At 38.6% G+C, this 22264-nt stretch carries 21 protein-coding genes; 16 read left to right on the top strand and 5 right to left on the bottom strand.

Going from position 1 to position 22264, the window contains the following annotated elements:
• The first annotated feature begins 145 nt into the window (after nt 1-145).
• Nucleotides 146-931 (top strand): hypothetical protein, encoded by a 786-nt coding sequence (locus tag J6O61_RS08920; RefSeq protein WP_292212127.1) that lies wholly within the window; start codon nt 146-148, stop codon nt 929-931.
• A 62-nt stretch (nt 932-993) separates the two neighbouring features.
• Here J6O61_RS08920 and J6O61_RS08915 read toward each other — a convergent pair whose 3' ends face one another.
• Nucleotides 994-2463 carry a methyl-accepting chemotaxis protein gene (locus J6O61_RS08915; protein WP_292212126.1) on the bottom strand — a complete coding sequence of 490 codons (1470 nt, stop codon included), beginning with the start codon at nt 2461-2463 and terminating at the stop codon, nt 994-996.
• Nucleotides 2464-2720: 257 nt separating this feature from the next.
• Between J6O61_RS08915 and J6O61_RS08910 the strand changes: the two genes are divergently transcribed.
• Nucleotides 2721-4790, top strand: a complete 2070-nt coding sequence (locus J6O61_RS08910; protein ID WP_292212123.1) for a methyl-accepting chemotaxis protein — start codon at nt 2721-2723, stop codon at nt 4788-4790.
• Nucleotides 4791-4840: 50 nt separating this feature from the next.
• Here J6O61_RS08910 and glgD read toward each other — a convergent pair whose 3' ends face one another.
• Together glgD and J6O61_RS08900 are read right to left on the bottom strand one after the other, a co-directional pair.
• Nucleotides 4841-5956, bottom strand: a complete 1116-nt coding sequence (gene glgD / locus J6O61_RS08905) for a glucose-1-phosphate adenylyltransferase subunit GlgD (protein ID WP_292212120.1) — start codon at nt 5954-5956, stop codon at nt 4841-4843.
• Nucleotides 5949-7097: a glucose-1-phosphate adenylyltransferase gene (locus J6O61_RS08900; protein ID WP_292212118.1), complete on the bottom strand. Its 1149-nt coding sequence runs from the start codon at nt 7095-7097 to the stop codon at nt 5949-5951. Before J6O61_RS08900 ends, glgD begins: the two co-directional genes overlap by 8 nt.
• 89 nt (nt 7098-7186) lie before the next feature.
• Here J6O61_RS08900 and J6O61_RS08895 point away from each other — a divergent pair, with 89 nt between their 5' ends.
• Both J6O61_RS08895 and J6O61_RS08890 read left to right on the top strand, forming a co-directional pair.
• Complete coding sequence (locus tag J6O61_RS08895) at nt 7187-8119, top strand: glycosyltransferase family 2 protein (RefSeq protein WP_292212115.1); 933 nt, start codon at nt 7187-7189, stop codon at nt 8117-8119.
• Nucleotides 8120-8219: 100 nt separating this feature from the next.
• A complete protein-coding gene (locus tag J6O61_RS08890) occupies nt 8220-9446 on the top strand; it encodes an EAL and HDOD domain-containing protein (protein WP_292212112.1) in 1227 nt (408 codons plus the stop codon).
• Nucleotides 9447-9509: 63 nt separating this feature from the next.
• Here the strand turns inward: J6O61_RS08890 and J6O61_RS08885 are convergent, their stop codons facing one another.
• Nucleotides 9510-10454 (bottom strand): PrsW family intramembrane metalloprotease, encoded by a 945-nt coding sequence (locus tag J6O61_RS08885; RefSeq protein ID WP_292212109.1) that lies wholly within the window; start codon nt 10452-10454, stop codon nt 9510-9512.
• 111 nt (nt 10455-10565) lie between these two features.
• Here J6O61_RS08885 and J6O61_RS08880 point away from each other — a divergent pair, with 111 nt between their 5' ends.
• From J6O61_RS08880 to J6O61_RS08855, 6 genes are all read left to right on the top strand, one after another.
• Nucleotides 10566-11267: a hypothetical protein gene (locus tag J6O61_RS08880; RefSeq protein ID WP_292212107.1), complete on the top strand. Its 702-nt coding sequence runs from the start codon at nt 10566-10568 to the stop codon at nt 11265-11267.
• Nucleotides 11268-11399: 132 nt separating this feature from the next.
• On the top strand, nt 11400-12305 hold the full coding sequence (locus J6O61_RS08875) for a transporter substrate-binding domain-containing protein (RefSeq protein ID WP_292212104.1): 906 nt from the start codon (nt 11400-11402) through the stop codon (nt 12303-12305).
• Between the two features lie 124 nt (nt 12306-12429).
• Nucleotides 12430-13218: an amino acid ABC transporter permease gene (locus J6O61_RS08870; RefSeq protein ID WP_292212101.1), complete on the top strand. Its 789-nt coding sequence runs from the start codon at nt 12430-12432 to the stop codon at nt 13216-13218.
• Nucleotides 13202-13978: an amino acid ABC transporter ATP-binding protein gene (locus tag J6O61_RS08865; RefSeq protein WP_292212098.1), complete on the top strand. Its 777-nt coding sequence runs from the start codon at nt 13202-13204 to the stop codon at nt 13976-13978. Before J6O61_RS08870 ends, J6O61_RS08865 begins: the two co-directional genes overlap by 17 nt.
• A 22-nt stretch (nt 13979-14000) precedes the next feature.
• Nucleotides 14001-15461 carry an amidohydrolase gene (locus J6O61_RS08860; RefSeq protein ID WP_292212095.1) on the top strand — a complete coding sequence of 487 codons (1461 nt, stop codon included), beginning with the start codon at nt 14001-14003 and terminating at the stop codon, nt 15459-15461.
• A 174-nt stretch (nt 15462-15635) separates the two neighbouring features.
• Nucleotides 15636-16547, top strand: coding sequence for a class B sortase (locus tag J6O61_RS08855; RefSeq protein WP_292212092.1), 912 nt, complete (start codon nt 15636-15638; stop codon nt 16545-16547).
• Nucleotides 16548-16567: 20 nt separating this feature from the next.
• Here the strand turns inward: J6O61_RS08855 and J6O61_RS08850 are convergent, their stop codons facing one another.
• Complete coding sequence (locus J6O61_RS08850; RefSeq protein ID WP_292212090.1) at nt 16568-18301, bottom strand: hypothetical protein; 1734 nt, start codon at nt 18299-18301, stop codon at nt 16568-16570.
• A 103-nt stretch (nt 18302-18404) separates the two neighbouring features.
• Here J6O61_RS08850 and J6O61_RS08845 point away from each other — a divergent pair, with 103 nt between their 5' ends.
• The 6 genes from J6O61_RS08845 to J6O61_RS08820 all read left to right on the top strand — a co-directional run.
• Nucleotides 18405-18533, top strand: coding sequence for a hypothetical protein (locus tag J6O61_RS08845; protein ID WP_292212088.1), 129 nt, complete (start codon nt 18405-18407; stop codon nt 18531-18533).
• Between the two features lie 212 nt (nt 18534-18745).
• On the top strand, nt 18746-19624 hold the full coding sequence (locus tag J6O61_RS08840) for a DUF6033 family protein (RefSeq protein ID WP_292212086.1): 879 nt from the start codon (nt 18746-18748) through the stop codon (nt 19622-19624).
• A 116-nt stretch (nt 19625-19740) separates the two neighbouring features.
• Nucleotides 19741-19884, top strand: a complete 144-nt coding sequence (locus tag J6O61_RS08835) for a hypothetical protein (RefSeq protein WP_292212084.1) — start codon at nt 19741-19743, stop codon at nt 19882-19884.
• Nucleotides 19885-20285: 401 nt separating this feature from the next.
• On the top strand, nt 20286-20678 hold the full coding sequence (locus J6O61_RS08830; RefSeq protein WP_292146060.1) for a BlaI/MecI/CopY family transcriptional regulator: 393 nt from the start codon (nt 20286-20288) through the stop codon (nt 20676-20678).
• Between the two features lie 61 nt (nt 20679-20739).
• Entirely contained in the window at nt 20740-21993 is a 1254-nt protein-coding gene (locus tag J6O61_RS08825; RefSeq protein WP_292212081.1) for a M56 family metallopeptidase, read from the top strand.
• A gap of 56 nt (nt 21994-22049) precedes the next feature.
• Nucleotides 22050-22264 (top strand): hypothetical protein (locus J6O61_RS08820; protein WP_292212078.1); only part of this gene is annotated, 215 nt, incomplete at its 3' end.

Genomic DNA, 22264 nt, shown 5'->3' with positions numbered 1-22264 from the left:
AATCTATATTTTAACACTAAATAGTTGTAATTGCGATAGTCTTTGGATATTTTACCATTTTGTGCTATACTATCTCTTGTGTTACAAAAATTGTAATATTTTTTGAAAGGACGATGACAGGTCTGTTTAGACCTTGTTACATATAATGAATACAATAAAAAAAGTACTTACATCCGTAGCTTCTGCATTATTATCAGTTTCAATACTTACAGGATGTACTTCAGCAGATAAAACAGCAATTTCTGACACAGCTGATAAGTTTCTCTCTATAGTAAAAAATGGCACCAATGAAGACATAGAAAAATATGCGAGCGCCGAAGTATCTGAAGGTGAATTTGTTAAGACTTTTGACAGCGAGTATCTAAAACAGAATTTTATGGACGGCTTTGTCAGTAGTGAGGTAGATGATGAAACGTTAGCGAGAGTTGAGGCTTTTTGTTCTTTGTTTTCTGATATGATTGTTGATTATAAAATATCCGAAGTTACAGTCAATAAGGATGGAACCGGAACGGTTGTAGCTATGATAGATACCTCTTTTCCGATAGATGTAATAGATAACGCAGAGGCCCTTGAGATGATAGAACAAGAGGCTGAAGTGTACTATGCTGAAAATGAAGAGCAGATTGTAGCTATGTATGAGGAAAAAACTGAAGAAGAAGTAGAAGCCTACATATACAATGACATGATTACCAAGATTATTGATGTCTATGAGAAACTTATTGAAGAGGCTTCTCCTGAAACATATGCTATAACTCTTAAGCTTGAGAAGAATACCGAAACTGACAGCTGGTATGTAACGAATGTTTCTTCATATGATGAATCAACTTCTTCTGATACGCAGATAGCTACTGAAACAGCCACAACTTTGGAGAGTACCTCCGGATCATCGGAAGGCTCATCAAGTACAGCTTCAAGTGAAAAATCAGAATAGTAAAAAGGCTTAGCAAATTTGTGAAATGCTAAGCCTTTTATAGTGATAAAAATTGTTGAAGATTATTCCGGTGTCTGCATATTTTTCAGCTTATTAGCCTGCTGGAAAATCTGTCCAAGGGTATTTTTAAAGGCATCAAACTTTTCAACGGCCTGATCTGAGGATCGTGCACCTTCGTTGGATAGTGATGCAACTTCCTGGCTGGTTGCTGAAAGATTTGAGATGCTGTCATTGATTTCAGTTGTAGAAGATGCAATCTGCTTCATTCCTTCGCCGATTTCAGCAAAGCGTGAGAGCATTTCGGTGACATTTTCGTTTATGCTGTTGAAGTTATCTCCAACTGACTCTATCATTGCATTTTGTTCAGAAACAGACGCTACAGTATCATCAATACTTGCCATAGCTTTTTGAACATCTTCATTAAGTTCGTTAATGATATTGGTTATTTTCGTTGAGGCTGTGTTTGTTTCATCAGCCAGTTCTCTTACGTCATTGGCAACAACTGCAAAACCTTTACCTGCTTCGCCTGCTCTTGCCGCCTCAATACTTGCATTTAGGGCGAGCAGATTTGTCTGTTTTGAAATGGACATAATGGAGCCGACAATCTTTTGAACTTCTTCGACTTTATTGATGACAGCCTGTGTAGCATCAACAGTAACCTGACTTTGTCTTGAAACATCCTCTGATTTTGTCTTCAGATCTTCAATGACTTTAACACCATCTTTTACAGCTTCCTGAGCACTTTCGGATGCAACAGTCATGTCTTTCCGGTGCTGTTCAGTTGTATTGGTTTCTTCCTGAATTTCCTGAACTCTTTCAGCCTGCCTTGTTACAGCATTTGCTGTGCTTTCCATGCTGGATGCTATATTGCGCATTCCTTCCTGCTGTGTTTCGATGATGTTTTGGAGCGATATCATGTCATCCTGAGAATCGTTAAACAAATCAGTTATTGTATTGGCGATTTCTGCCATGGCATTTCCTGTTTCAAGGGATTTTTCGGCGTTTTCTGTTATCTTTGCATTGTTCTCATCGTTAAATTTGGTGAGCATTGTAACGGTGGCAAGACATGCTATAAAAGCCAGACCAAGAGTAATACCTGCGGGAATATAATCGGTATTAAATGTTCCGTTTACAACATAGGATTTAATGGCAGATATTATAAACGATATAATTATGGCTCCGATGCCCGCTTTACAAAGACGTGTGTTTAAATAGATAATGCTGCAAAAAAGTATAGGCAGACCAAATGCAAAGTAGATGATATTTGCTTCAGCAATTAATAGGATGAAATAGAAAAGTGTTGATCCCGCCATTATAAGTATTGATCCAAGTTTTACAGATGGATATTTAAAATTGCCAATAAAAATCAAAGCACCGCCTGTAATGACCGTAAGTAAAGTATAAAGTCTCCACTGAGACATTCCGTTTTGCAGAATGCTGTTAATTGTCATGACCATTCCACAGATTATTATTATTATTACGCATACATAAAATGAGTTATTGTTGGCTCTTTTGTACTGATCAGGATTCATAATTTATTCCTTTCCTAAATATGTAGTAGTAAAAGATATTAATATATTCCGACTCTAAAAAGATTTTAACATATAGGCAATGCGAATTAACATATTTACGTTATAAAAAGATATAAAAAAAAGATAAAGAATGACGAGCTTTTTTATCTTTTTTTTATAATATCAGACAACTTTATAATGTAAAATATAAGTGGAATTTAGTGTACTTTTATACTATTTTGAGGGAATTGCGAACAGCAATTTTAAGAGGTGTGTCTATGAAGAAAATGAGTCTAAAAGTAAAAATGTTAATCTGCATATTGCCTGTTATGGCGGTGGCAATGATCGTTCTTACGTACATCGCGTCACAGGAACTTTCCACAAATCTTCAGACAGCTAATACGGAGGCTATGAATAATAACGTCACTGCCAATGTTAACAGTCTTGATGGTAAGCTGGAAATCATAAGAACAACGGCAGTTAATATAGCAGAGATGGTTTCCACATCATATCGCTTTGTAGAAATGGACAACTACAGGGGGACATTATCAAAAATCATTAGTAATAATGATTCAATACTTGGTTCGGGAGTTTGGTTTGAACCCAATACTTTTGATCCTGCTGAAAAATATATAGGACCATATTGGTATAAGGAAGGATCAGAAATTGTAGAAACCTGGGATTACAGCAATGCTGAATATGATTATTTTAACCAGGAATATTATTTAAACGCTAAGGCTCTGGGGCAGGGACAGGCTGTTATCACAGATCCATATTATGATCCTACAACAGGCAAGATCATGTCCAGCTGTTCTGCTCCAATTTATGACGGAAGTACATACGTTGGATGTGTGACTGTGGATATGGAACTTACGGATATTTCAGAAATGGTTTCAACTATCAGGATTGGCTCTACAGGACGCGCAATCCTTTTATCATCCGATGGAACATATCTTTACACTGATGATTCACAGAAAGTCATGGATGGTGTGAAGATGACTGAAGATCCTGATGCAAATGTAGCAGCTGCAGGACAGATGATACTTGGTAATTCTTCTGATACACCAAGTATGGGTGTAATGCATGAAAACGGTAAGACTATTCTTCTGACTTATATGAATATTCCTGATGTGAACTGGAAAATGATTATAAGGATGAATCTTGAGGAAATAGAGGCTCCTTCCAAGAATGCGACAAATGTTCTTATAGTCATTATGATAATCGCACTTATTGTAAGTGCTGTTATAATCACAATCTTTGTAATGAGTATTGCAAAGAGTATCAATAGTGTTAAGCAGTTTGCAAATGTCCTGGCAAGTGGAGATTTTACTGTAGATAAGATTAAATCCAACAGAGGTGATGAACTCGGACAGATGAGTGACTCTCTGAATAATATGTTTGAAAACAACAGAGACGTTATTACCAAGATATCAGACGGCTCTGTAAGAGTTAGCGAGACTTCTTCAGGTCTTGCCAATATGGCAAACGAATTGTCCGGACAGTTTAACAGTATTCAGAATAATATGTCTGGTGTAAACGATGCTATGATGTCTTCCGGTGCAGCTACAGAAGAGGTAAATGCTTCTGTTGAGGAAGTTAATGCCTCAGTTCATCAGCTGGCAGCTGAAACCGAAAAAACAAGTGAAGACGCTGTTGAAATCAAGAAGAAGGCAAGAGAAATCGAGCAGCAAAGCAGAATTGCATATGATAATGCAATCAATATTGCAGAGCAGAGAGAAGCAGATCTTGCTGATGCCAATGAGAAGGCAAAAGTTGTTGCTCAGATCGGAACACTTGCCGATACGATTGCTGAAATTGCCGATCAGATAAATCTATTGTCGCTAAATGCCAGTATTGAAGCTGCAAGAGCAGGGGATGCAGGTAAAGGATTTGCGGTTGTTGCTTCTGAAATCAACAAACTTGCCAGCAGTACATCAGAAGCTGTTGAGCAGATCCGTGAGACAATCGACGGAGTGCAGGAGGCATTTGGAACTCTTTCAAATTCTTCAGGAGAACTCCTTACTTTTATAAAAGAGACGGTTACTCCGGATTATGATAAATTCGTTAATATGGCAAAACAGTACGGTGATGATGCAGGTTCCTTTGGCGATTCATCGGAAAAAATTGCCGGAATGGTTGAAAATATCAGAGCATCTATGGAAGAGGTATCCAAGGCCATCCAGAATATTGCCGAATCCACACAGGATACAGCAGATCTCTCCAGCAGAGTAAATGATTCTGTTATGGCTGCAGCTGACGTGGTATCCAATGTAAATGATATGTCGAGCAAGCAGGAAGAAATAGCAGGTACTCTCGGAGAAATTGTTGGGAAGTTTAAACTTAAATAATGTGTAACTAAAAAAAGAACTCCTGACCGGAGTTCTTTTTTGTTGGAATATTATAAGATGTCGCGCCGTTTTATGTATTGAGGTTCAAGCTCTGTACCTACTATATTTTTTGCATTTATTATCTTGGCCCACTTATCAACCACAGCGTTTTCAATTCTGATGTCATCTGATATTTCTGCGTATGCCATGATGATTGAGTTTTTGATCGTAACGCCTTTTCCGATTATTGCACCACGGCCGATTATGGAGTTTTCTACTGTGCCTTCAATAAGACATCCGTTGCTGACAAAGGAATTTGTGACCTTGGCTGTTTCAAAGTACTGTGTAGGACAGGAATCCGTTGTTCTGGTATATATAGGCCATTCAGCTTTGAACAGGTCACTTGCCGTATTGTAATCAAGAAGTTCCATGGAAGCATGGTAGTAGTCGTCCAAACTGGTAAGGCTTGCAAAGTATCCTTTGTGCTGATATGCTCTGACATCCATCTGCTTGCAGTAGAGATTGATTATATCGGGAAGAGTGTAGATGGAGGACATCCAGCTGGCATCCTGTACAAGTTCTACAAAGGTTTCTTTTTTCATACAATAAGTATCCATCAGGATATTCTTGTTGTTGGCTGTACCGAGATTTTTTTCAATGGCCTGTACACCTTTTTGTTTATTCAGAGCAACGGTGTGACAACCTTTGAAATAGTCTCTTGCGTTTTCTACTTTATGGTAGAGAACTGTGATTTCAGCACCTGAAGCGATGTGGCTTTCAAGGAACTGCCTATAGTCTTCTTTGTATACCATGTAGCTTGGAGCTACAATCACGTAATCCTCATGCATGCGCTGAATGTAATCAATATTTGCTTTATAAGCAGAGATATCGTTGTTATAGATGGAGCGGGCAGAGGTGTTTTCAGAGAACAGAAGCTGGATTTTACCCCTTTTACTGTTGATATTGTAATGTCTTCCGGATCCTATGTGCTCACACAGAGATCTTGGTTTTGAGTTGAGATAAACCTGTATCCTGTTGATGTCTGAATTGCTCATATTTGAAATAGGAAAATCTATGACACGAAATCTTCCTAAAAACGAGAATGAGCCAATAGGTCTGTAGTCCTGAAGACCATCAACGTATATGGTATTGTCTGCGGAGGATATAATTCCAAATGCCTTAGCCATTATTGTTACCTCCCTTCACATTTTTTGCCACCAAAGTAATGTTTTCACTGGTCTTTGAGCCAACCTTGGCTTTTTTGCCGATTTTGATGTTTTCGGCAACAAGAGCTCTTGTGACTGTAGCGCCATCTTCAACTACAGCTCCCGGCATTAGTACGCTGTCGATGACCTTGGCACCTTTTTTTACTACAGCACCTGTGAAAAGAACTGAATTTGAAACAGAACCTTCAACCTGTACGCCCTGGGTTATGTAAGCTTTTTTAACCTTGGCTTCCTTACCGATATATTGTGGAAGAGTAGAAATATCCTCTGTATAAATGAGCCATGACGAGTCATTGAGATTGAGCTCGTTCTTAGGATCCAAAAGATCCATATTTGCTTCCCAGAGTGAATCAATTGTTCCGACATCTTTCCAATAACCGCTGAATTCGTAAGCGAAAAGACCTCTGTGATCGGAGAGCATCTTTGGAATAATGTCTTTTCCGAAGTCGTGATCGGAATTTGGATTCTTCATATCTTCAACAAGCATTTTTCTAAGAAGCTTCCAGCTGAAAATGTAAATACCCATGGATGCCAGATTACTTTTTGGCTTTGCAGGCTTTTCTTCAAATTCAACAATGCGCCCTTTACCGTCGGTATTCATGATTCCAAAACGGCTTGCTTCCTTCATGGGAACACCGCGAACCGCGATAGTTGCGTCTGCATTCATCTCTTTATGGTATGCAAGCATTTTGGCGTAATTCATTTTGTAAATGTGATCTCCGGAGAGAATAAGAAGATATTCCGGATTATAAGTATCGATAAAATCAATATTCTGAGATATGGCATCTGCAGTGCCTCTGTAGACGTCAAGACCTTCATCGGCCTTTTCACGCGGCGTAAGCACGTATACGCCACTGTCCTTGGAGTCAAGACCCCAGCGGCCGTCCTGAGCGACATAACTGTTTAAAAGAACTGATTCATATTGAGTAAGGACGCCAACAACGTCAATGCCACTGTTGGCACAGTTGCTGAGCGGAAAGTCAATGATACGGTATTTACCGCCATAATAGACTGCCGGCTTGGCTACTTTGGTAGTAAGGTCTTTTAGCCTGCTTCCACGACCACCGGCAAGAATCATAGCCAGCATTTCATTCTGAGCCATATTTAATCCCCCTATTCTGTAGTTTTATAGAATTGCCCTCATAATTATGATATAATACACTCCGGAAAAAAGATAGCCAAAAATATACAATGTGTGAGGATTTTAGAGTGCTTTCAGTAATAATACCGGCTTACAATGAAGAAGAAATTATACCCAAGACCGTTGCAACCATCGACGGGATACTAAACGATGCCAATATTGAACATGAGCTTTTATTTGTAAATGACGGTTCTAAGGACAGAACCTGGGAAATTATAGAGGAGTCTGCTGCCGGGAACAGGAATGTGAAGGGGGTTTGCTTTTCCAGAAATTTCGGAAAAGAGTCAGCTGTTTTTGCAGGATTGTCACAGGCAAGCGGTGACTGTTGCGTGGTTATTGACTGTGACCTTCAGCATCCACCGGAAAAAATTGTGGAAATGTACAGACTTTGGGAGAAGGGATATGAAATTGTGGAAGGTGTAAAAACAAGCCGTGGAACAGAAAGCGCTTTTCATAAATTTGCTGCCAAAAGCTTTTATGCAATCATGAGCGATGCGGTTGGGTTCGATATGTCCAGAGCATCAGATTTTAAACTTCTGGACAGGAAGGCTGTAAATGTACTTCTTAATATGAATGAAAAAAATGCCTTCTTTAGAGCGCTCTCTTCATGGATAGGATTTAAGAGTACTGAAGTTGAATATGATGTCAGAGAGAGGGAGGCGGGAGTCTCCAAGTGGAGCACCAGATCACTTATAAAGTACGCTGTAACCAATATTACGTCTTTCACATCTGCTCCCATGCAGATTGTAACTCTTTTGGGATTTTTGGTTTTTGCTGTAGGAGTATTCTTTAGTGTTGAGGCTCTTGTACAGTACTTCCTTGGCAATGCCAGGGCAGGATTTACTACAGTTATAATTCTGCAGTGCTTTACTTCATCAGTTATTATGATGGGACTTGGTGTCATAGGTTTTTACATTTCCAAGATTTATGATGAAGTTAAGGGGAGACCAAGATTCATTATTGATAAAACTACATTTGAATAATGATACACGTAAAACTATAAAAAAATAGTTGGTTTAATCAATATTCTGGAGTACAATATTAGGTGGGAGATTGTTTATGCGTACGTGAAAGGAGCGGATAATGCTAGCTACATTAATTCCTTTGTTCGACGATAAAATGTCTGTTTGTGCCTATTCTGTTTTTGCCAGAAAAGAGAATCACTTCCTTAATCCTGAGATGGAGGCCGGTGCCAGATTTGACGGGGCCGGTACAGTTCATGAGCTTGAAGTTGTCAGCAGCATGGGCGTTGCAACATTATCGGGAGGTAAGGAAGTTTTTGTTCCCATAAATCAGTTTTCTATTTTCTCTGAGATTTCTCTTCAGTGTACCGTGCCAGCAGGTAAGGTAGTTCTTTTGATGGATAATACCATTCTTCCGGAGGAACAGTATATCCGAAGGGTAAAAGAGCTAAAGGAACAGGGGTACAAACTTGCAATCAGAAAACTTCCGATTACAAGTTTTGAGCCTTACAGAGAAATTCTTAGCAGATGTGATTACATTCTTTTAAATCATTCCAAAATAGATATTTCCAAGGCAAAGATTTATTTTAGTTCTGTTTATCCCAATATAAAACTTTGTGCGGTTAATGTTGATACTCAGGAAGAGTATGATGAACTTAAAAAGGATGGCGGATACGACCTTTATGAGGGTAGTTTTTTCAGGATGCCCGTAAAAGAGTCAGAGACTGAAGTAAGTCCTTTGAAGGTTAACTATATTGAGCTTTTAAATGTGGTAAATAATCCTGATTTTGATCTGACTGATGCAGCTGATGTAATCGGAAAAGACCCGGCTCTTGTAATTTCCCTTTTGGAAATAGTAAACAGAATGGCTCTTAATTCTGAAATTACATCTATCAGACATGCCGCAGCGATGATGGGACAAAAGGAATTAAAAAGATGGATAAACACAGCTGTAACCAAGGAGTTGTGTTCAGATAAACCATCTGAGATAACAAGGCTTGTTATGATAAGAGCAAAGTTTGCCGAAAATTTGGCGGAATCCTTTGAGCTTGCTATGCAGGCACCGGAACTCTTTATTATGGGGCTTTTTTCAGCGCTTGATATTATGCTTGAGAAAACTATGCAGGAAGCCCTTGATATGGTTGTAGTACCGAAAAATGTTAAGGCAGCACTTCTTGATGGTGAAGGAGATTATGCCAAAGTCCTAAACTTTGTAAAAAAGTATGAGGATGCTGATTGGACTGAGGTTTCAAGAATAATGGTTGTTGACGGTATAAAAATGGACGAAGTCTATGAAGCGTATCTGTCAGCCCTTAGGTGGTACAGAGACCTGATTCCGGTTACATGATTTAGTGGATAAATGATAAAAGCTTGTTACATCTATGATTTAGATGTAACAAGCTTTTTTATGTTATGAATTGATTGACGGATCAATGCTCTCAGCTGTAAATACAGGATTTGGATTTACGGGAGGAACGTCTGAAGTATTAGTATTTGATGCTTCGGAAGATGTTGGAGCTTTCTGAGCAGCGTCTGCTACAGGGGCTGCCTGAACCGGTGTAACAGTTACTTGTGACTGGGCTGCATTTGTGTTTGAAGATGCAGTCATATCAGCTGTTACATTTGCCGGTGATACCATCTGAGCAGCCATCATTTCCATATACGGTGAAAGTGGCTTGTCCGCTTTAGACATCTTTTTAACCATCTTAATGGCATTAACTGTCATGAAGATTTCCAGAAGAATGAATACAAGGAACATTCCATCGTAATCAAAGGAACAGCTAAAATCATAAAAACCGTGAAGGAAGATAGGAACGAGAAGAGCTTTCTTTAAGTTGAGATTTTTGCCTTCTTCATCGCCTCTAAGCTCACATCCCTTGGCAATTCCGTAGTAGATACCCATGAAAATGCCGAAAATGCAATGTCCCGGAACAGCTGTGATGGCACGCATAATGGCAGTTGAAAAACCACCCTGAAATACGTACAGGATATTTTCAAGTGTTGCGAAACCAAGTGAAGCACAGACAGAGTAAACAATTCCATCAAATGAGAAGTTAAATTCTTTGTTTTTCCATGTTGCTTTCTTAAGTACAAAGTATTTTCCGGCCTCTTCTGCAAGTGCCACAACGCAGAACATTTCAAAGAATGTATAGAGACCATTTGGTTCATAGAAGAAAAATGACAGGATATATAATCCGATTTCTTCTAATATCATGGCGCTGATGGTTGTTAAAGCACCAAGACCAAAGACTTTAGCCATAAGTGAAAATGGCTCTTTTTCGATGTTATCGGCTCTGTAGATAACAACGAGCAAAACGATTGCAGGAAGTACTGCAAGTAAAGCTAGTGTTGACATTTAATTTTTCCCCTTTTACTTTTTTCATATGAATATTGTTAAAATAATCACTATGATAAATTATTATATTCAAGCTAAAATGTCAACTAAATATAGGGTATAATCATTGGTATGAATAGAAAAAGATTACTTGTTTTAAATATAATAATGACATTAGCTCTTGGGGGCTGCGGCTTGCAAGCATCTTCTGATGATAATTCGGATTTTGGATTAAGTGTCGAATGGATTAATGAAGCTGCGAAAGAATCAAATGATGAAGAATCAGATAATGAAGGTTCAAATAATGATAGCTCTGATTCTGGATATTCATACGAAGATGCTCAAAGCACGGATACCGATACAGAAAATATTTCTAATGAGGATGCGGATTTTTCTGAAAAAGAGCAAAAGAGTGGAATCCTTAATGAACCTTTGGATATTAACTTAAGGGATGCAGATGGAAACGGAAAAAATTATCTTTTTACTTATGACGGAGAGGATTTTACCGCAGTATATACTACAGATAATTGGAAGATATATGATTCCTACAAGATTACCAATACTGAAGATATTACCATTATATGCGAGGCACTAAAAAGCGAGCATGAGGTTCATGGAAGTGACATGGAGTCCTTCAGAACTGCGGAGGATATGGCTTATGAATGGCTCCAGCATAACATAGCATATCAGTTTTTGTCAGATGACAGCCCCTGGAAGAGCCATGCCCAAAATGTAGACCTTGATCCCAAGGATCAGGGAAAGAGCTTTGATGAGATCTACGAGGACAGAACAGGAAAAGAGTTTAAATTGGAAGATTTTTTACCATCTAATTAAAAATAATCAAAAAAGTGTTGATAAAAAACATCAAGTGTATTATTATTTATTCATAATTGATGCATAAAAATACAAAAATGGTTATCAAAATGCATATTTAGATAGTATATATGCATGTAGGAGGTAAAAATTATGAAAAAGAAAATTATTTCTTTAGTTATGGCGTCTATGATGACAATCCTTGCTGTTGGATGCGGTTCTTCCAATGAGAAGGCTTCTGAGTCACAGGAGCAGACAGAGAGTACTGCTGAAGCTACCGGAGCAGTTGAAAGTGCTGAAACAGCCAAGGCAGAAATTTCTACAGTGACAGCTGGAAAACTTACAGTTGCAACATCTCCTGATTTTGCTCCATATGAGTTCTATGCTGTTGATGAGAGCGGAACGCCTCAGCTTGCAGGATTTGACATTGCTCTTGCACAGTATATTGCTGATTATCTTGGACTTGAGCTTGAAGTAGTACCGGTTGATTTTGACGGTGTACTTATGGAGCTTCAGACAAAGGCTGTTGATCTTGGGGTTGCAGGTCTTTCTCCTGATCCAAAGCGTGAATCAATCATGGATTTCTCTGACATATATTATGAGGGCGGACAGTCATTTGTTTGCACTCAGGCTAACAAGGATAAGTTTACAACACTTGAAGATCTGAATGTAGCAGGACTTGAGGTTGCTGCTCAGACAGGTTCAATTCAGGTTGATCTTGCACAGGCAAACAGCCCTGATGCTGATATTATTCAGCTTACAAAGGTCACAGATATTGTTGCTGAGCTTATTGCCGGAAAGCTTGATGGTGCATATATTGAGACAGCAGTTGCCGAGAGCTATGCTAAAAACTACCCAGATCTTTGTGTAGTACTTGATGTTCCTTATGAAGAAGCAGAAGGATCTGCAATTGGTATTTCAAAGGGAAATGATGCTCTTAAGGAAGCTGTTAATGAGGCAATAAAGAGTGCAATTGACAGTGGCAAGATGGATGAGTTCATAGCAACTGCAAATGAGCAGGCAAGCGGTGAGATCATCGAAGGTCTCCTTGATAACTGATAAAATACGATAACAGGGGCAGAGGAAAGCACTCACGTCAGGTTTTTTGGACAGTGGGTGAATGACCTTTGATCCCTGTTATCACTTTGGAAGATTAAATCATAGTATATAAATAAGGACGGATATGGATAGTTTTATTAAAGCTGAGAATTTTACAAAGATTGCTCCTTATGGGAGCTTGTTTTGGCAAGGTATGGTAGTCACTGTAATGCTTTCAATATTTACAGTGGCTATTGGTTTTGTTTTGGCACTTATTTTATCATCAATGAGGATGTCGAGATTTTATCCCTTGGCATTCCTTGGACTTGATAAGGATGGACACCAAAAAGAAAAGGGAGCACTTGTTGCTGTAAGTAAGTTCAACCCTTTAAGTTTTATTGCAACGGCTTATGTTGAGATTTTGCGTTCAACACCTGTTATTGTTCAGGTTGCAATAATCTATTACGGTGTTTTCGGTTCAATTATTACGCTTCCAAGCTTTACTTTTTTGGGATTTATTAAGTTTGAAAGATTTTTCCCCGGTGTAGTTGCTCTTGGCATGAACTCAGGCGCATATTTGTGCGAAATCATGAGATCGGGAATTCAGTCAATTGACGACGGACAGTCAGAGGCTGCAAGATCACTTGGAATGAGCCAGTTCCAAAACATGAGATATATTATTTTGCCACAGGCTATTAAAAATATCCTTCCTGCTATTGCCAATGAATTTGTAGTAATTATAAAGGAGTCAGCTATTACCTATACAATCGGTGTTCAGGATATTATGTCGGCAGTTAACGCTGTCAGAGGAGCCACATTCATTATTATTGAGCCATTGCTTGTTGCAACAGCAATTTATTTCTGTCTGTGCTTCCCTACAAGTAAGCTTATAGCATATTTTGAAAGGAGAATGAGCCGTGGAGACAAGAGATAAACTTATACAGGTAATTGACCTTGAAAAACACTATAATGGTGGGGCAATTAAGGCACTTGATGGTATTACGGTAGATATAGATAAAGGCGACGTGATGGTTGTAATAGGACCATCGGGAAGCGGCAAATCCACATTCCTTCGTTCTCTTAATCTGTTAGAAGAACCAACAGGTGGTGCGATCATTTTTGATGATGTTGATATAACCAGAAAAAAGTATAAAGACGAAAATGGCAAGTGGATAAAGGTAAATGTGGATATTCACAGACAGAAGATGGGGATGGTTTTCCAGCATTTTAATCTTTTTCCTCATATGACCATTATGGAAAATATGATACTTGCTCCTGTTAAGGTAAAAAAGCTTCCTGAAGAAGATGCAAGAAAAAAAGCGATTGAACTTCTAAAAAGAGTTGGTCTTGAAGATAGGGCAGATGCTTATCCTATTCAGCTTTCGGGTGGACAAAAGCAGCGTATTGCTATAGTAAGAGCTCTTATGATGGAACCGGAGGTTATGCTTTTTGATGAGCCGACCTCAGCTCTTGATCCGGAAATGGTAGGAGAGGTTCTTGACGTAATGAAGCAGCTTGCGTCTGAAGGGATGACCATGGTTGTAGTTACACATGAAATGGGATTTGCCAAAGAAGTGGGAAACAGAGTATTGTTTATGGCTGATGGTAAGCTTCTTGAGCAGGGAACTCCTGCAGAAGTATTTGAACACCCAAAGCATCCCAGACTTCAGGAGTTTTTCAGCAAGGTTTTATGACAAACTACGGGTGAAAATATACATGGACAAGAATAAAGAAATTGCAATAAAAGAGATTGAAGATAAAGAAAGTCTGATAGTAGAAGTTTCAGATAAAATATGGGACTATGCGGAACTGTCCCTGGATGAATATAAATCCTGCGAATTGTATTGCAGCATAATGGAAAAAGAAGGTTTTGAGGTCAGAAAAGGCATAAGCGGTATCGCTACGGCCTTTATGGCCTCTTTTGGTAGTGGAAAGCCTGTGATAGGAGTGCTTGCTGAATATGATGCGCTATCCGGTATTCCTAAATGTGACGTGTACAAAAAAGAACATCTGGATGTTAAAAAACTGGAAAACAGTATCACTTCTAAAAGTTCAGCTCATGGATGCGGTCACAACCTTTTAGGTGCAGGAGCCATGGCTGCGGCTTTGGGAATAAAGAAGTATCTTGAAGAGTCACATCATAAAGGAACGGTTATTCTATACGGCTGCCCCGGCGAAGAGGGCTGTGCTTCCAAAGCTTTTTTTGCAAGGGATGGTTATTGGAATAAGCTTGATGCAGCACTTACATGGCATCCGGCTGATTGTAACGAGGTTGTGACAGGTTCTTCAAACTCATGCATTCAGGTAAAATATACTTTTAAGGGAATTTCTTCTCATGCATCAGCTTCTCCCGATAAAGGAAGAAGTGCTCTTGATGCAGTTGAGCTTATGAATATCGGAGTGCAGTTTCTAAGAGAGCATATGAGTGATAAGGCAAGGGTTCATTATGCCATTACAGATGCCGGAGGAGTGAGCCCCAATGTGGTGCAGTCCAGGGCTGAGGTATTATATATGGTACGCTCAAATCATGTAAAAGAAGCTCTTGAACTTCAAAAGAGAGTGGATGATATAGCAAAAGGCGCAGCACTAATGACGGAAACGTCTTATGAGAGAACATTCATAGATGGTATGTCGGATACTGTCACTAACAGGACGTTGGAAAAAGTGGCATACTCTAATTTTGAAGAATTGGGAGTGCCGCAGCATACTGAGGATGAGCTTTTGACCGCTAAAGAGATCGCAGGCACCTATGAATCCAGAGAAAAAACACCCGGTATCGGCTCTGATTTCGATGAAAGTTATGCAGAAGTGGCTTTAAAGCTGAGAAAAGAAAATGAATCATATATGAATGATTTTTTGCTTCCGCATTTTACCGGAAATGCCTTTGAAGCGGCTTCTACAGATGTGGGAGATGTGAGCTATAACTGCCCTACGGTTCAGATACATGTGGCATCCTGGCCTAACGGGTGTCCGGGACACAGCTGGCAAAACGTGGCTTGCGGCGGTTCTTCTATAGGGCATAAAGCTGCAGTCCATGCCGGAAAAGTTCTTGCAGCTACAGCTATAGATCTTTTTGAAGATGAAGAGCTTATAAAAAATGCGCTATCCGAGTTTAAAGAAAGAACAAAGGATGGATATAATTGTCCGATACCTGAGAAAGCTGTGGCAAAGTTATAAAAATGTATTGACTCTACACTTCTTTGTGGCTAAAATCATTCGGTATATGTTTTTAATCTGAATGATAGGAATCAAAAAGTAATGCATAGTTTATTAAATAAAATTAAGATTTTTAACAGTAAACATAAGAGAATTGCTCCTGTTCTGATAATTTTTGAAATAATACTTATTTTTATGGTTAGTTTTTTTAAGAGTATTTTTAAGAATTATAAAACTGTTCTTGCTATCGTTTTAGTGCTTATAGTTGCATTGGTTTCGGTCAGGACTTTTATAAGGCCAGGAGTAAATAGCGGTAACGCAGATGAAAGGATTTCGGAAACTGCAGATCCTTCGGATGGGAGCAGGATTGTAGAAGAAGTAGTTAAAATAGAGGATGCCAATGCACCAAGCGAAGCATCTGAAAAAACTTCTACAGTTACAGCAACAAAAGAAAGCTCGTCAGATAAGTCAATTGAAGGAACGAGTGAAGATGTTAAAGAGGCGGATCTTTCAGCAGGTGATAATAAAGATGCAGTCAGTAATGATGGTAATATTGAATATCTTGACTTTATTGACTCACATCAGGACGCCGTAGGATGGATAAGATTTGAAGATGACCTTATCAGCTATCCGCTAATGCAGGCATCTGATAATTCCAAATACGCTCTTAAAGACAGCGAAGGAAACGATTCAGAGACAGGTTCGATTTTCCTTGATTACAGGTCATCATCAGATTTTACTGACTCCAACACTATTATTTATGGTCATAACATGAAGGATAGAACAATGTTTGGAGCGTTAAAGGCTTACAAGGAAGATATTTCTTTTTTGGATAATGATGAACATAAGTATTTTCAGATTATAACTCCTGAAGGAACCGGCAGATATCTTATGTTCGCATTTATGGATGTACCGAAAGATTCGTATATATATGATGTATGCGGAGATGACACTTCCAGAATGCGAGAGTTTTTAGACACGATAGAGTATAAGACATATATAGACACAGGAATTGAGCCTGATGTGGATGACAAAATAATCACTCTTTCAACCTGTACCCAAAAGGATGATCTTTATTTTGTGATGTTTGCAGTTAAAGTTGAATGAAAACGTAAAAATCGGAGCTATTAAGCTCCGATTTTTTGTTGATTTTCTTCGTTGTAGCCAAACAAAATACCAGGATTCTTTTGGCTTATTATATCGAATATTTCCTGAATCATATTCTGGTTTGATTCATTGGTAGGAAGAGAGAGTATTGATACAGGTCCCAAGGTCTTGTTGTACACGGTCACACCTATGTTGACAGGCCTTCCATACTGAGTCACATTACTTGGATACATCCAGGTTATATCATTATAGTTGATAAACAAACTATCGCTTGCTTTATTGCTGCTATCCTTAAATGGAGAGAATGAATGAAGAAGCACAATGTAATTCTCAGTAAGATACAGATTCTGAGGATATTTGCGGACACTTGCTGCCTCAAGCTCTTTTTCCATCTGTGAATAGGATGCATCTGACAAGTAACTTAATTTCTTAAGAATCAGTCCTGCCTTTATCAAAAAATCAATTCCAAAGAATAGAAGGAAAAGAGCAATCATACCACAAAATACGGCGCTTGTTTCTATCTTTTCTATAGGAAAACCACTTCCGTTATAATCACTTTGAACATGTAACATGTATTTTCCGAAAGTTGCATCATAATCATCCAAATCCATTGATAAATAATCTATAAGTTTTCCTTTTATTTCAGTAGATGGAGATTCAAGATAACCAATTAGTTTGAAACTTCCGGCATCTTTTACAGCTGTTTCGGCCTCAATAAACTGTTTACTGTCCATTATAGCGATGAAGCTATATTCATTTTCTACAAGATAATAATTGATATTATTGTATGAATAAATCAGCGAAGGAACTTCCGTTATAATAAGTTCGGCGGCATCATTATCATCGGCAGTAGATAAACCATCAAAATCCGCCAAGTCATAACGCTCTAATGAGCTGCTCTTTGAAGCGGAATAGTACTGATTATATAAAAACAGTCCGCTGGGAATGGCGATACAAATAATGGCAGCTATTAAGCAAAAAACTCCTTTATTTTTCGTAGAAGTGTAGTTATTCTTGATTATTGGACTATTGATTCTTTTTTTGGCTTCGGTCTTTGTTACCATTGGAGTCATATATTGCCCCATATCAGCCCCTTCCATGACTGGAGTATCAAAACCATTAAGCTTGTTCTTTTTTTCCTTTGCAATTAAACCTAATATGACAATCAGACATACGATGCCTGCAAGGAAAATCAGTGCACCAACAATAACAGTGGAAAGAAGGTCAGAAACAGGCTTGGTACTGATCATTGAATACCTGATCTTGAAATTTTCATCTGTAATGCCTATGTTTTCAAGGCCCTGTTTGTACATAATTGCCAGATCACTATTTTCTATAAGCCCTGAAGCACATACATCAAGAATGCAGGGCTGAGAAGTAAAGCTATCTTTTTCATAATTTAAGTAAGCCCATGTTTCATCACAGATTCTGTCAAGTTGTGTTGCAGTTTGTTTGTCATCTGTGGTTAAAACAGCAATTGAATCATCATCCAGCCAAACTGCGTAGTACCAGCTTGATGGACTCTGGCTGTTTCCTTCAGTGGCAAAGCACTCAAATGCTGCGTCTATAGTAACCTGATAATATCCATCTTCAATGTCTTCATAGTTATTACCGGAAAGTGCATAATTATAGTCTTCCAGGTTGCCGGAGTTTTTATTGATGAGCGTACCGACATCTGACATCAAAAATGCTCCAATGGCGAGCATGAGAATACAGCCCGCGATTTGAATAAATCTGTTGTTCTTTTTCTTCATTTTTCTTTTCCCCCGTAAATAGCGCTTTTTCCTGTCTATTATATTCGACATCGCAGGCAATATCAATGATATTGAATTTAGATATGGAGAAAATCTTGAAGGAATGGGTTCATTCGTTGATGGTGATTATGCATATTGGATGGCATCCGGAATACTGCAGGATTATGATGAAGAAATGATTCATAATTGCATTAAGCTTTTTGTAGATGAAAATGTTGGTGCTGAAGAATAAGCAATATTCATTATCTGAAGTTAAATGGGAATTGAAATAAGGCTCACAATGTGGGTCTTATTTTTTGTCATTTTATAGGCTATTCATGACATTAGTATTATTTAGCAGAGTAAAATTTTTTTGTAAAGGGTTAATATATTATTACGGCAAGCCGATAAATAAAATGAAAACTGTAATTGGATCTTTTTTTGAAAACACAAGGAGGTGTAGAAATGTCGGGTTTATACGGAATAGCAGCGTATCAGCAGGCTGGAAATTCATATAACACCGGGAGCGTTAAGGAAAGCGCATCAAAAGCAAAGACCACAACAAAGAGTGAATCATCCGGCATAGCAAAAGACACAGCGAAGGTTGAAACAAAGGGATGGACTCCTATAGATACCAAGAGCTCTCTGGTGCCATCAAAGACAGAATATGGAATGACCATAGGCGACGTACAGCTGTCAGATAAAGCCAAAGATTATCTTTCAAAGCTTCAGTCCAAGTTCCATGGCATGGAGTTTATTACCGTCAGCAAGGATATGAAGGCGCAGGTTCAACAGAATGCTGCAGCCTACGGTAATGCCAACAAAATGGTGGTGCTCATTGATGAAGAGAAGCTTGAGAGAATGGCTACGGATGAGTCCTTCAGAAAGAAATATGAAGGAATCATTGCATCGTCACAAAGTAAGATGGTGCAGGCAAAAATGGGACTAACAAGCAGTGGTTCCGGTATTAAGAATTTCGGAATGAGCGTAGATTCCAATGGAAAAGAGAGCTTTTTTGCCACTATAACCAAATCCTCAGATCTTCAGAAGAAACGAATCGAGAAAAAGGCTGCTGAAAAGAAACAGCAAAAGATCAAGGAAAAGAAAGAGGCTTCAAAGAAAGCTCAGGAAGAGCGCATAGAAAAGGCTAGAGAAAATAAAGCTGAAAAAACCGAAGATAAGACAAATAATGACATATACGAAGAAGAGTATGACATGATTGAAGCCAATTCTTTGGATGAGCTGCTTTCAAAGGTTCAGATTTATTCCTATAATAACGCAGCTTCGACGGTTATGACTGATACAGAAAGAAACGTTGGAACAAGAGTAGATTTTAAAGGATAAGTGCAAAGGCCGAGTGACTTCAATGTTACTGTCGATATAATAAACGCGAGGGATCTGCCGGATATTAATGGAAGGTACATACCGGTGAAAGGTTTGATGCTTCAGTTCTTCTAAAAATGCTGAAAGAGACTGCAGCCCTTTTTACTTCGCAAAGTGGAGATAAGGACCTTGGAGAGCTTACCGATGAAGAATGGGAAAAGCTCCTTGGGGATGTAGATAAGGCAATAGATGATGTAAAGGAAGTGCAGAAAGAGGCGTGATTTTATAAATCATATGGAGCAGGAGAGTAACTTCTTCTGCTCCATTGCTATTAAAAAAAGATAGCTCCATATGTCAGAAAAAAGTGAAAAAAATAATAACACCTATTAACTATTAACGAACATTAACCGATAAATGAATTGTAAGGATGAATATACCTGTCGTTGATATAAAGGCATAAATCTAAAAGGTTTACTAATTTGCGTTTATAATTAATGTTTGTTATTTGTGATATTATATAGGTGTCAAAAGTTCATAATGCCTGCAAATTTATTTGCTAATCGTTGTGACTTTATGGCACGAATAATCATGAAAAAGTAAGCAAATATGCCGGATTTCGAATGATTGCGAAAACGAAGTGAAGCAATCAGTATATCATATTAAGACATGCGGGAGGTACATTATGCCAAGAGAAGAGATGCTTCCAAGTGAGAGTGAATGGCTTATTATGGAGACTTTATGGAATTGTGATCACGATCTTACTTCATCAGAGATAACAGAAAGACTTCCCGGGTCTTCCAGCATGACGCAGAGGATGGTAAGGGTTCTGATCAACAGGCTTTGCAAAAAAGGACTTCTTTCATATACAGTTGATCCGCACGACAGTAGGGTTTATCACTATACCGCAACAAAAGGGAGAGATGAACTCAGACGTGAAAAGAGCAAGGCCTTTGCCAATAGCTACTTTGGAGGTAATACTGCCGGAGCTGCATTTGCTTTTTTGGAAAATGAGAAGCTTACTAAAGAACAGATTGCAGAGCTGGAAGCTATTATAAAGAAATCTAAGAAACAGTAAAACCGGAATTTACCAGGGACATCAGATATGTGCTCACGGATGAGCTTATGGAGGACAGGGAATGTCGTTTCAAGAGTTTTTGCATGGTCTATATGAGTTTTTACATTTCGTATGCGTATATTATGCGACCATACTTGGTTTTTGTGCGCTTATGTCAGTGATCGTTATAGGGATCATCATGTTGCTCAGGAGTACTTTGCTTTCCAAGTCCATATTTGGGAAAGCTGCTTTATGGGCGCTGATGATTCCTTGTTTATTTTGTGGGAAACTGCACTTTTACGTGGAAACAAAGCTTGGTGTAAAGCTCTTTTACTGGTGGTATGCACTTTGTGTCAAGTGGCAGATTATTTCTCTGATATATATTCTTATAGGAATCAGTCTTGCAATCTGGCTCATTATTCGAAGGAGAAAGCTGCACAGACTGGTACGAAAACTTGATGACTATAAAGAGGATATGTCAAAATTTAGCATAAAGGTTATTGATGGAGACGTCTCATCCTTCTGTACAGGGTGTATTAGGCCGGTCATTGTTATTTCAAACAGATTGGAAAAAACTCAAATACAGACAGTTATTAAACACGAAGAAACTCACATAATGCTGGGACACCTGTGGATTCAGCTATTATGGGAGGCCATTCGAATACTGTTATGGCCCAATGTTTTTTTACATATCGGTGAAAGATATTTAAAAAGGGATCTTGAAGATGTCTGTGATGCTGTAACGATGCAGCGAAATGATATAGGAGCGATAGAGTACGGCGAGGTTCTTTTGGATAATGCTAAAAGACTATCAGGAATAAGAGGAATATATGGTGCCAAAAGCGGATTGTCATTTTCCTGGGACGATAACTATAAGGTTCTAAAGAAAAGACTAAGAAGAATAACAGAGCATAGGAAGTATAACAGGAGGCTTATTGCGGCAGGTATGTTTTTGTCTATAGTTCTTGTTATATCAATGATAGTAGGAATCAAAAACGTATCTTATGCAAGGTATAATCCTATGGACATTTCGGGTATTTACAGTGAGGAAAAAATGGAGATTCTTGCATATGATCGTGATGAGTCTATTGTTACTTATGATGATGAGTTTATTTTCATCGATTGTACAGAGCTTAAGCGCCGGTGCCCGGAAATTTTGAATGAGGAAAAAGATATTTACTTTACCGTAGGAGGTTACTACAAGTTTCCCGGTATGGGCGGTGGCAGTGACATCGGATGGGTAAGTGCCAAGACTATAGCAGATAATGATGGAGTCATTAAGATAGAGAAGTACAGCGGAATTGATTTCTGGACCGGGATAATCAAGTGGATGTGACCCTGGGGGGACGTAGTTAATGGCTCATTTTGTGAACGTGGACAGGAGGTGGTTATGTGAATGGATGGGAAGTTTCCGTAAGCGGCAATACAACGCATTACAGGAAAAAACTATACGATGCCTATGGCAATCATGTAGGAACCATAGGAATATGCAAGCCTACCAAACAGACCGGAAAGAAAAAGAAACCTGTACTGTACAGCTTTAAGCAGGTTTCTTCACAGGTATTACAGGCAAAAACGTCTACGAAGGCCATGCAGGTCTCTAATGG

Origin of the sequence: Butyrivibrio sp. (assembly GCF_017635265.1) — a bacterium.
Classification (GTDB): domain Bacteria; phylum Bacillota; class Clostridia; order Lachnospirales; family Lachnospiraceae; genus Butyrivibrio.
Note: the sequence above shows the minus strand (reverse complement) of the source record. Positions and strands in the feature narration are given on the sequence as shown.

What these genes read in the sequence shown, in the direction of transcription:
- J6O61_RS08920 (WP_292212127.1), top strand. Translation starts at nt 146, where the DNA reads ATGAATACAATAAAAAAAGTACTTACATCCGTAGCTTCTGCATTATTA.
- J6O61_RS08915 (WP_292212126.1), bottom strand. Translation starts at nt 2,463, where the DNA reads ATGAATCCTGATCAGTACAAAAGAGCCAACAATAACTCATTTTATGTA.
- J6O61_RS08910 (WP_292212123.1), top strand. Translation starts at nt 2,721, where the DNA reads ATGAAGAAAATGAGTCTAAAAGTAAAAATGTTAATCTGCATATTGCCT.
- glgD (WP_292212120.1), bottom strand. Translation starts at nt 5,956, where the DNA reads ATGGCTAAGGCATTTGGAATTATATCCTCCGCAGACAATACCATATAC.
- J6O61_RS08900 (WP_292212118.1), bottom strand. Translation starts at nt 7,097, where the DNA reads ATGGCTCAGAATGAAATGCTGGCTATGATTCTTGCCGGTGGTCGTGGA.
- J6O61_RS08895 (WP_292212115.1), top strand. Translation starts at nt 7,187, where the DNA reads ATGTGTGAGGATTTTAGAGTGCTTTCAGTAATAATACCGGCTTACAAT.
- J6O61_RS08890 (WP_292212112.1), top strand. Translation starts at nt 8,220, where the DNA reads ATGCTAGCTACATTAATTCCTTTGTTCGACGATAAAATGTCTGTTTGT.
- J6O61_RS08885 (WP_292212109.1), bottom strand. Translation starts at nt 10,454, where the DNA reads ATGTCAACACTAGCTTTACTTGCAGTACTTCCTGCAATCGTTTTGCTC.
- J6O61_RS08880 (WP_292212107.1), top strand. Translation starts at nt 10,566, where the DNA reads ATGAATAGAAAAAGATTACTTGTTTTAAATATAATAATGACATTAGCT.
- J6O61_RS08875 (WP_292212104.1), top strand. Translation starts at nt 11,400, where the DNA reads ATGAAAAAGAAAATTATTTCTTTAGTTATGGCGTCTATGATGACAATC.
- J6O61_RS08870 (WP_292212101.1), top strand. Translation starts at nt 12,430, where the DNA reads ATGGATAGTTTTATTAAAGCTGAGAATTTTACAAAGATTGCTCCTTAT.
- J6O61_RS08860 (WP_292212095.1), top strand. Translation starts at nt 14,001, where the DNA reads ATGGACAAGAATAAAGAAATTGCAATAAAAGAGATTGAAGATAAAGAA.
- J6O61_RS08855 (WP_292212092.1), top strand. Translation starts at nt 15,636, where the DNA reads ATGGTTAGTTTTTTTAAGAGTATTTTTAAGAATTATAAAACTGTTCTT.
- J6O61_RS08850 (WP_292212090.1), bottom strand. Translation starts at nt 18,301, where the DNA reads ATGAAGAAAAAGAACAACAGATTTATTCAAATCGCGGGCTGTATTCTC.
- J6O61_RS08845 (WP_292212088.1), top strand. Translation starts at nt 18,405, where the DNA reads ATGGGTTCATTCGTTGATGGTGATTATGCATATTGGATGGCATCCGGA.
- J6O61_RS08840 (WP_292212086.1), top strand. Translation starts at nt 18,746, where the DNA reads ATGTCGGGTTTATACGGAATAGCAGCGTATCAGCAGGCTGGAAATTCA.
- J6O61_RS08835 (WP_292212084.1), top strand. Translation starts at nt 19,741, where the DNA reads ATGCTGAAAGAGACTGCAGCCCTTTTTACTTCGCAAAGTGGAGATAAG.
- J6O61_RS08830 (WP_292146060.1), top strand. Translation starts at nt 20,286, where the DNA reads ATGCCAAGAGAAGAGATGCTTCCAAGTGAGAGTGAATGGCTTATTATG.
- J6O61_RS08825 (WP_292212081.1), top strand. Translation starts at nt 20,740, where the DNA reads ATGTCGTTTCAAGAGTTTTTGCATGGTCTATATGAGTTTTTACATTTC.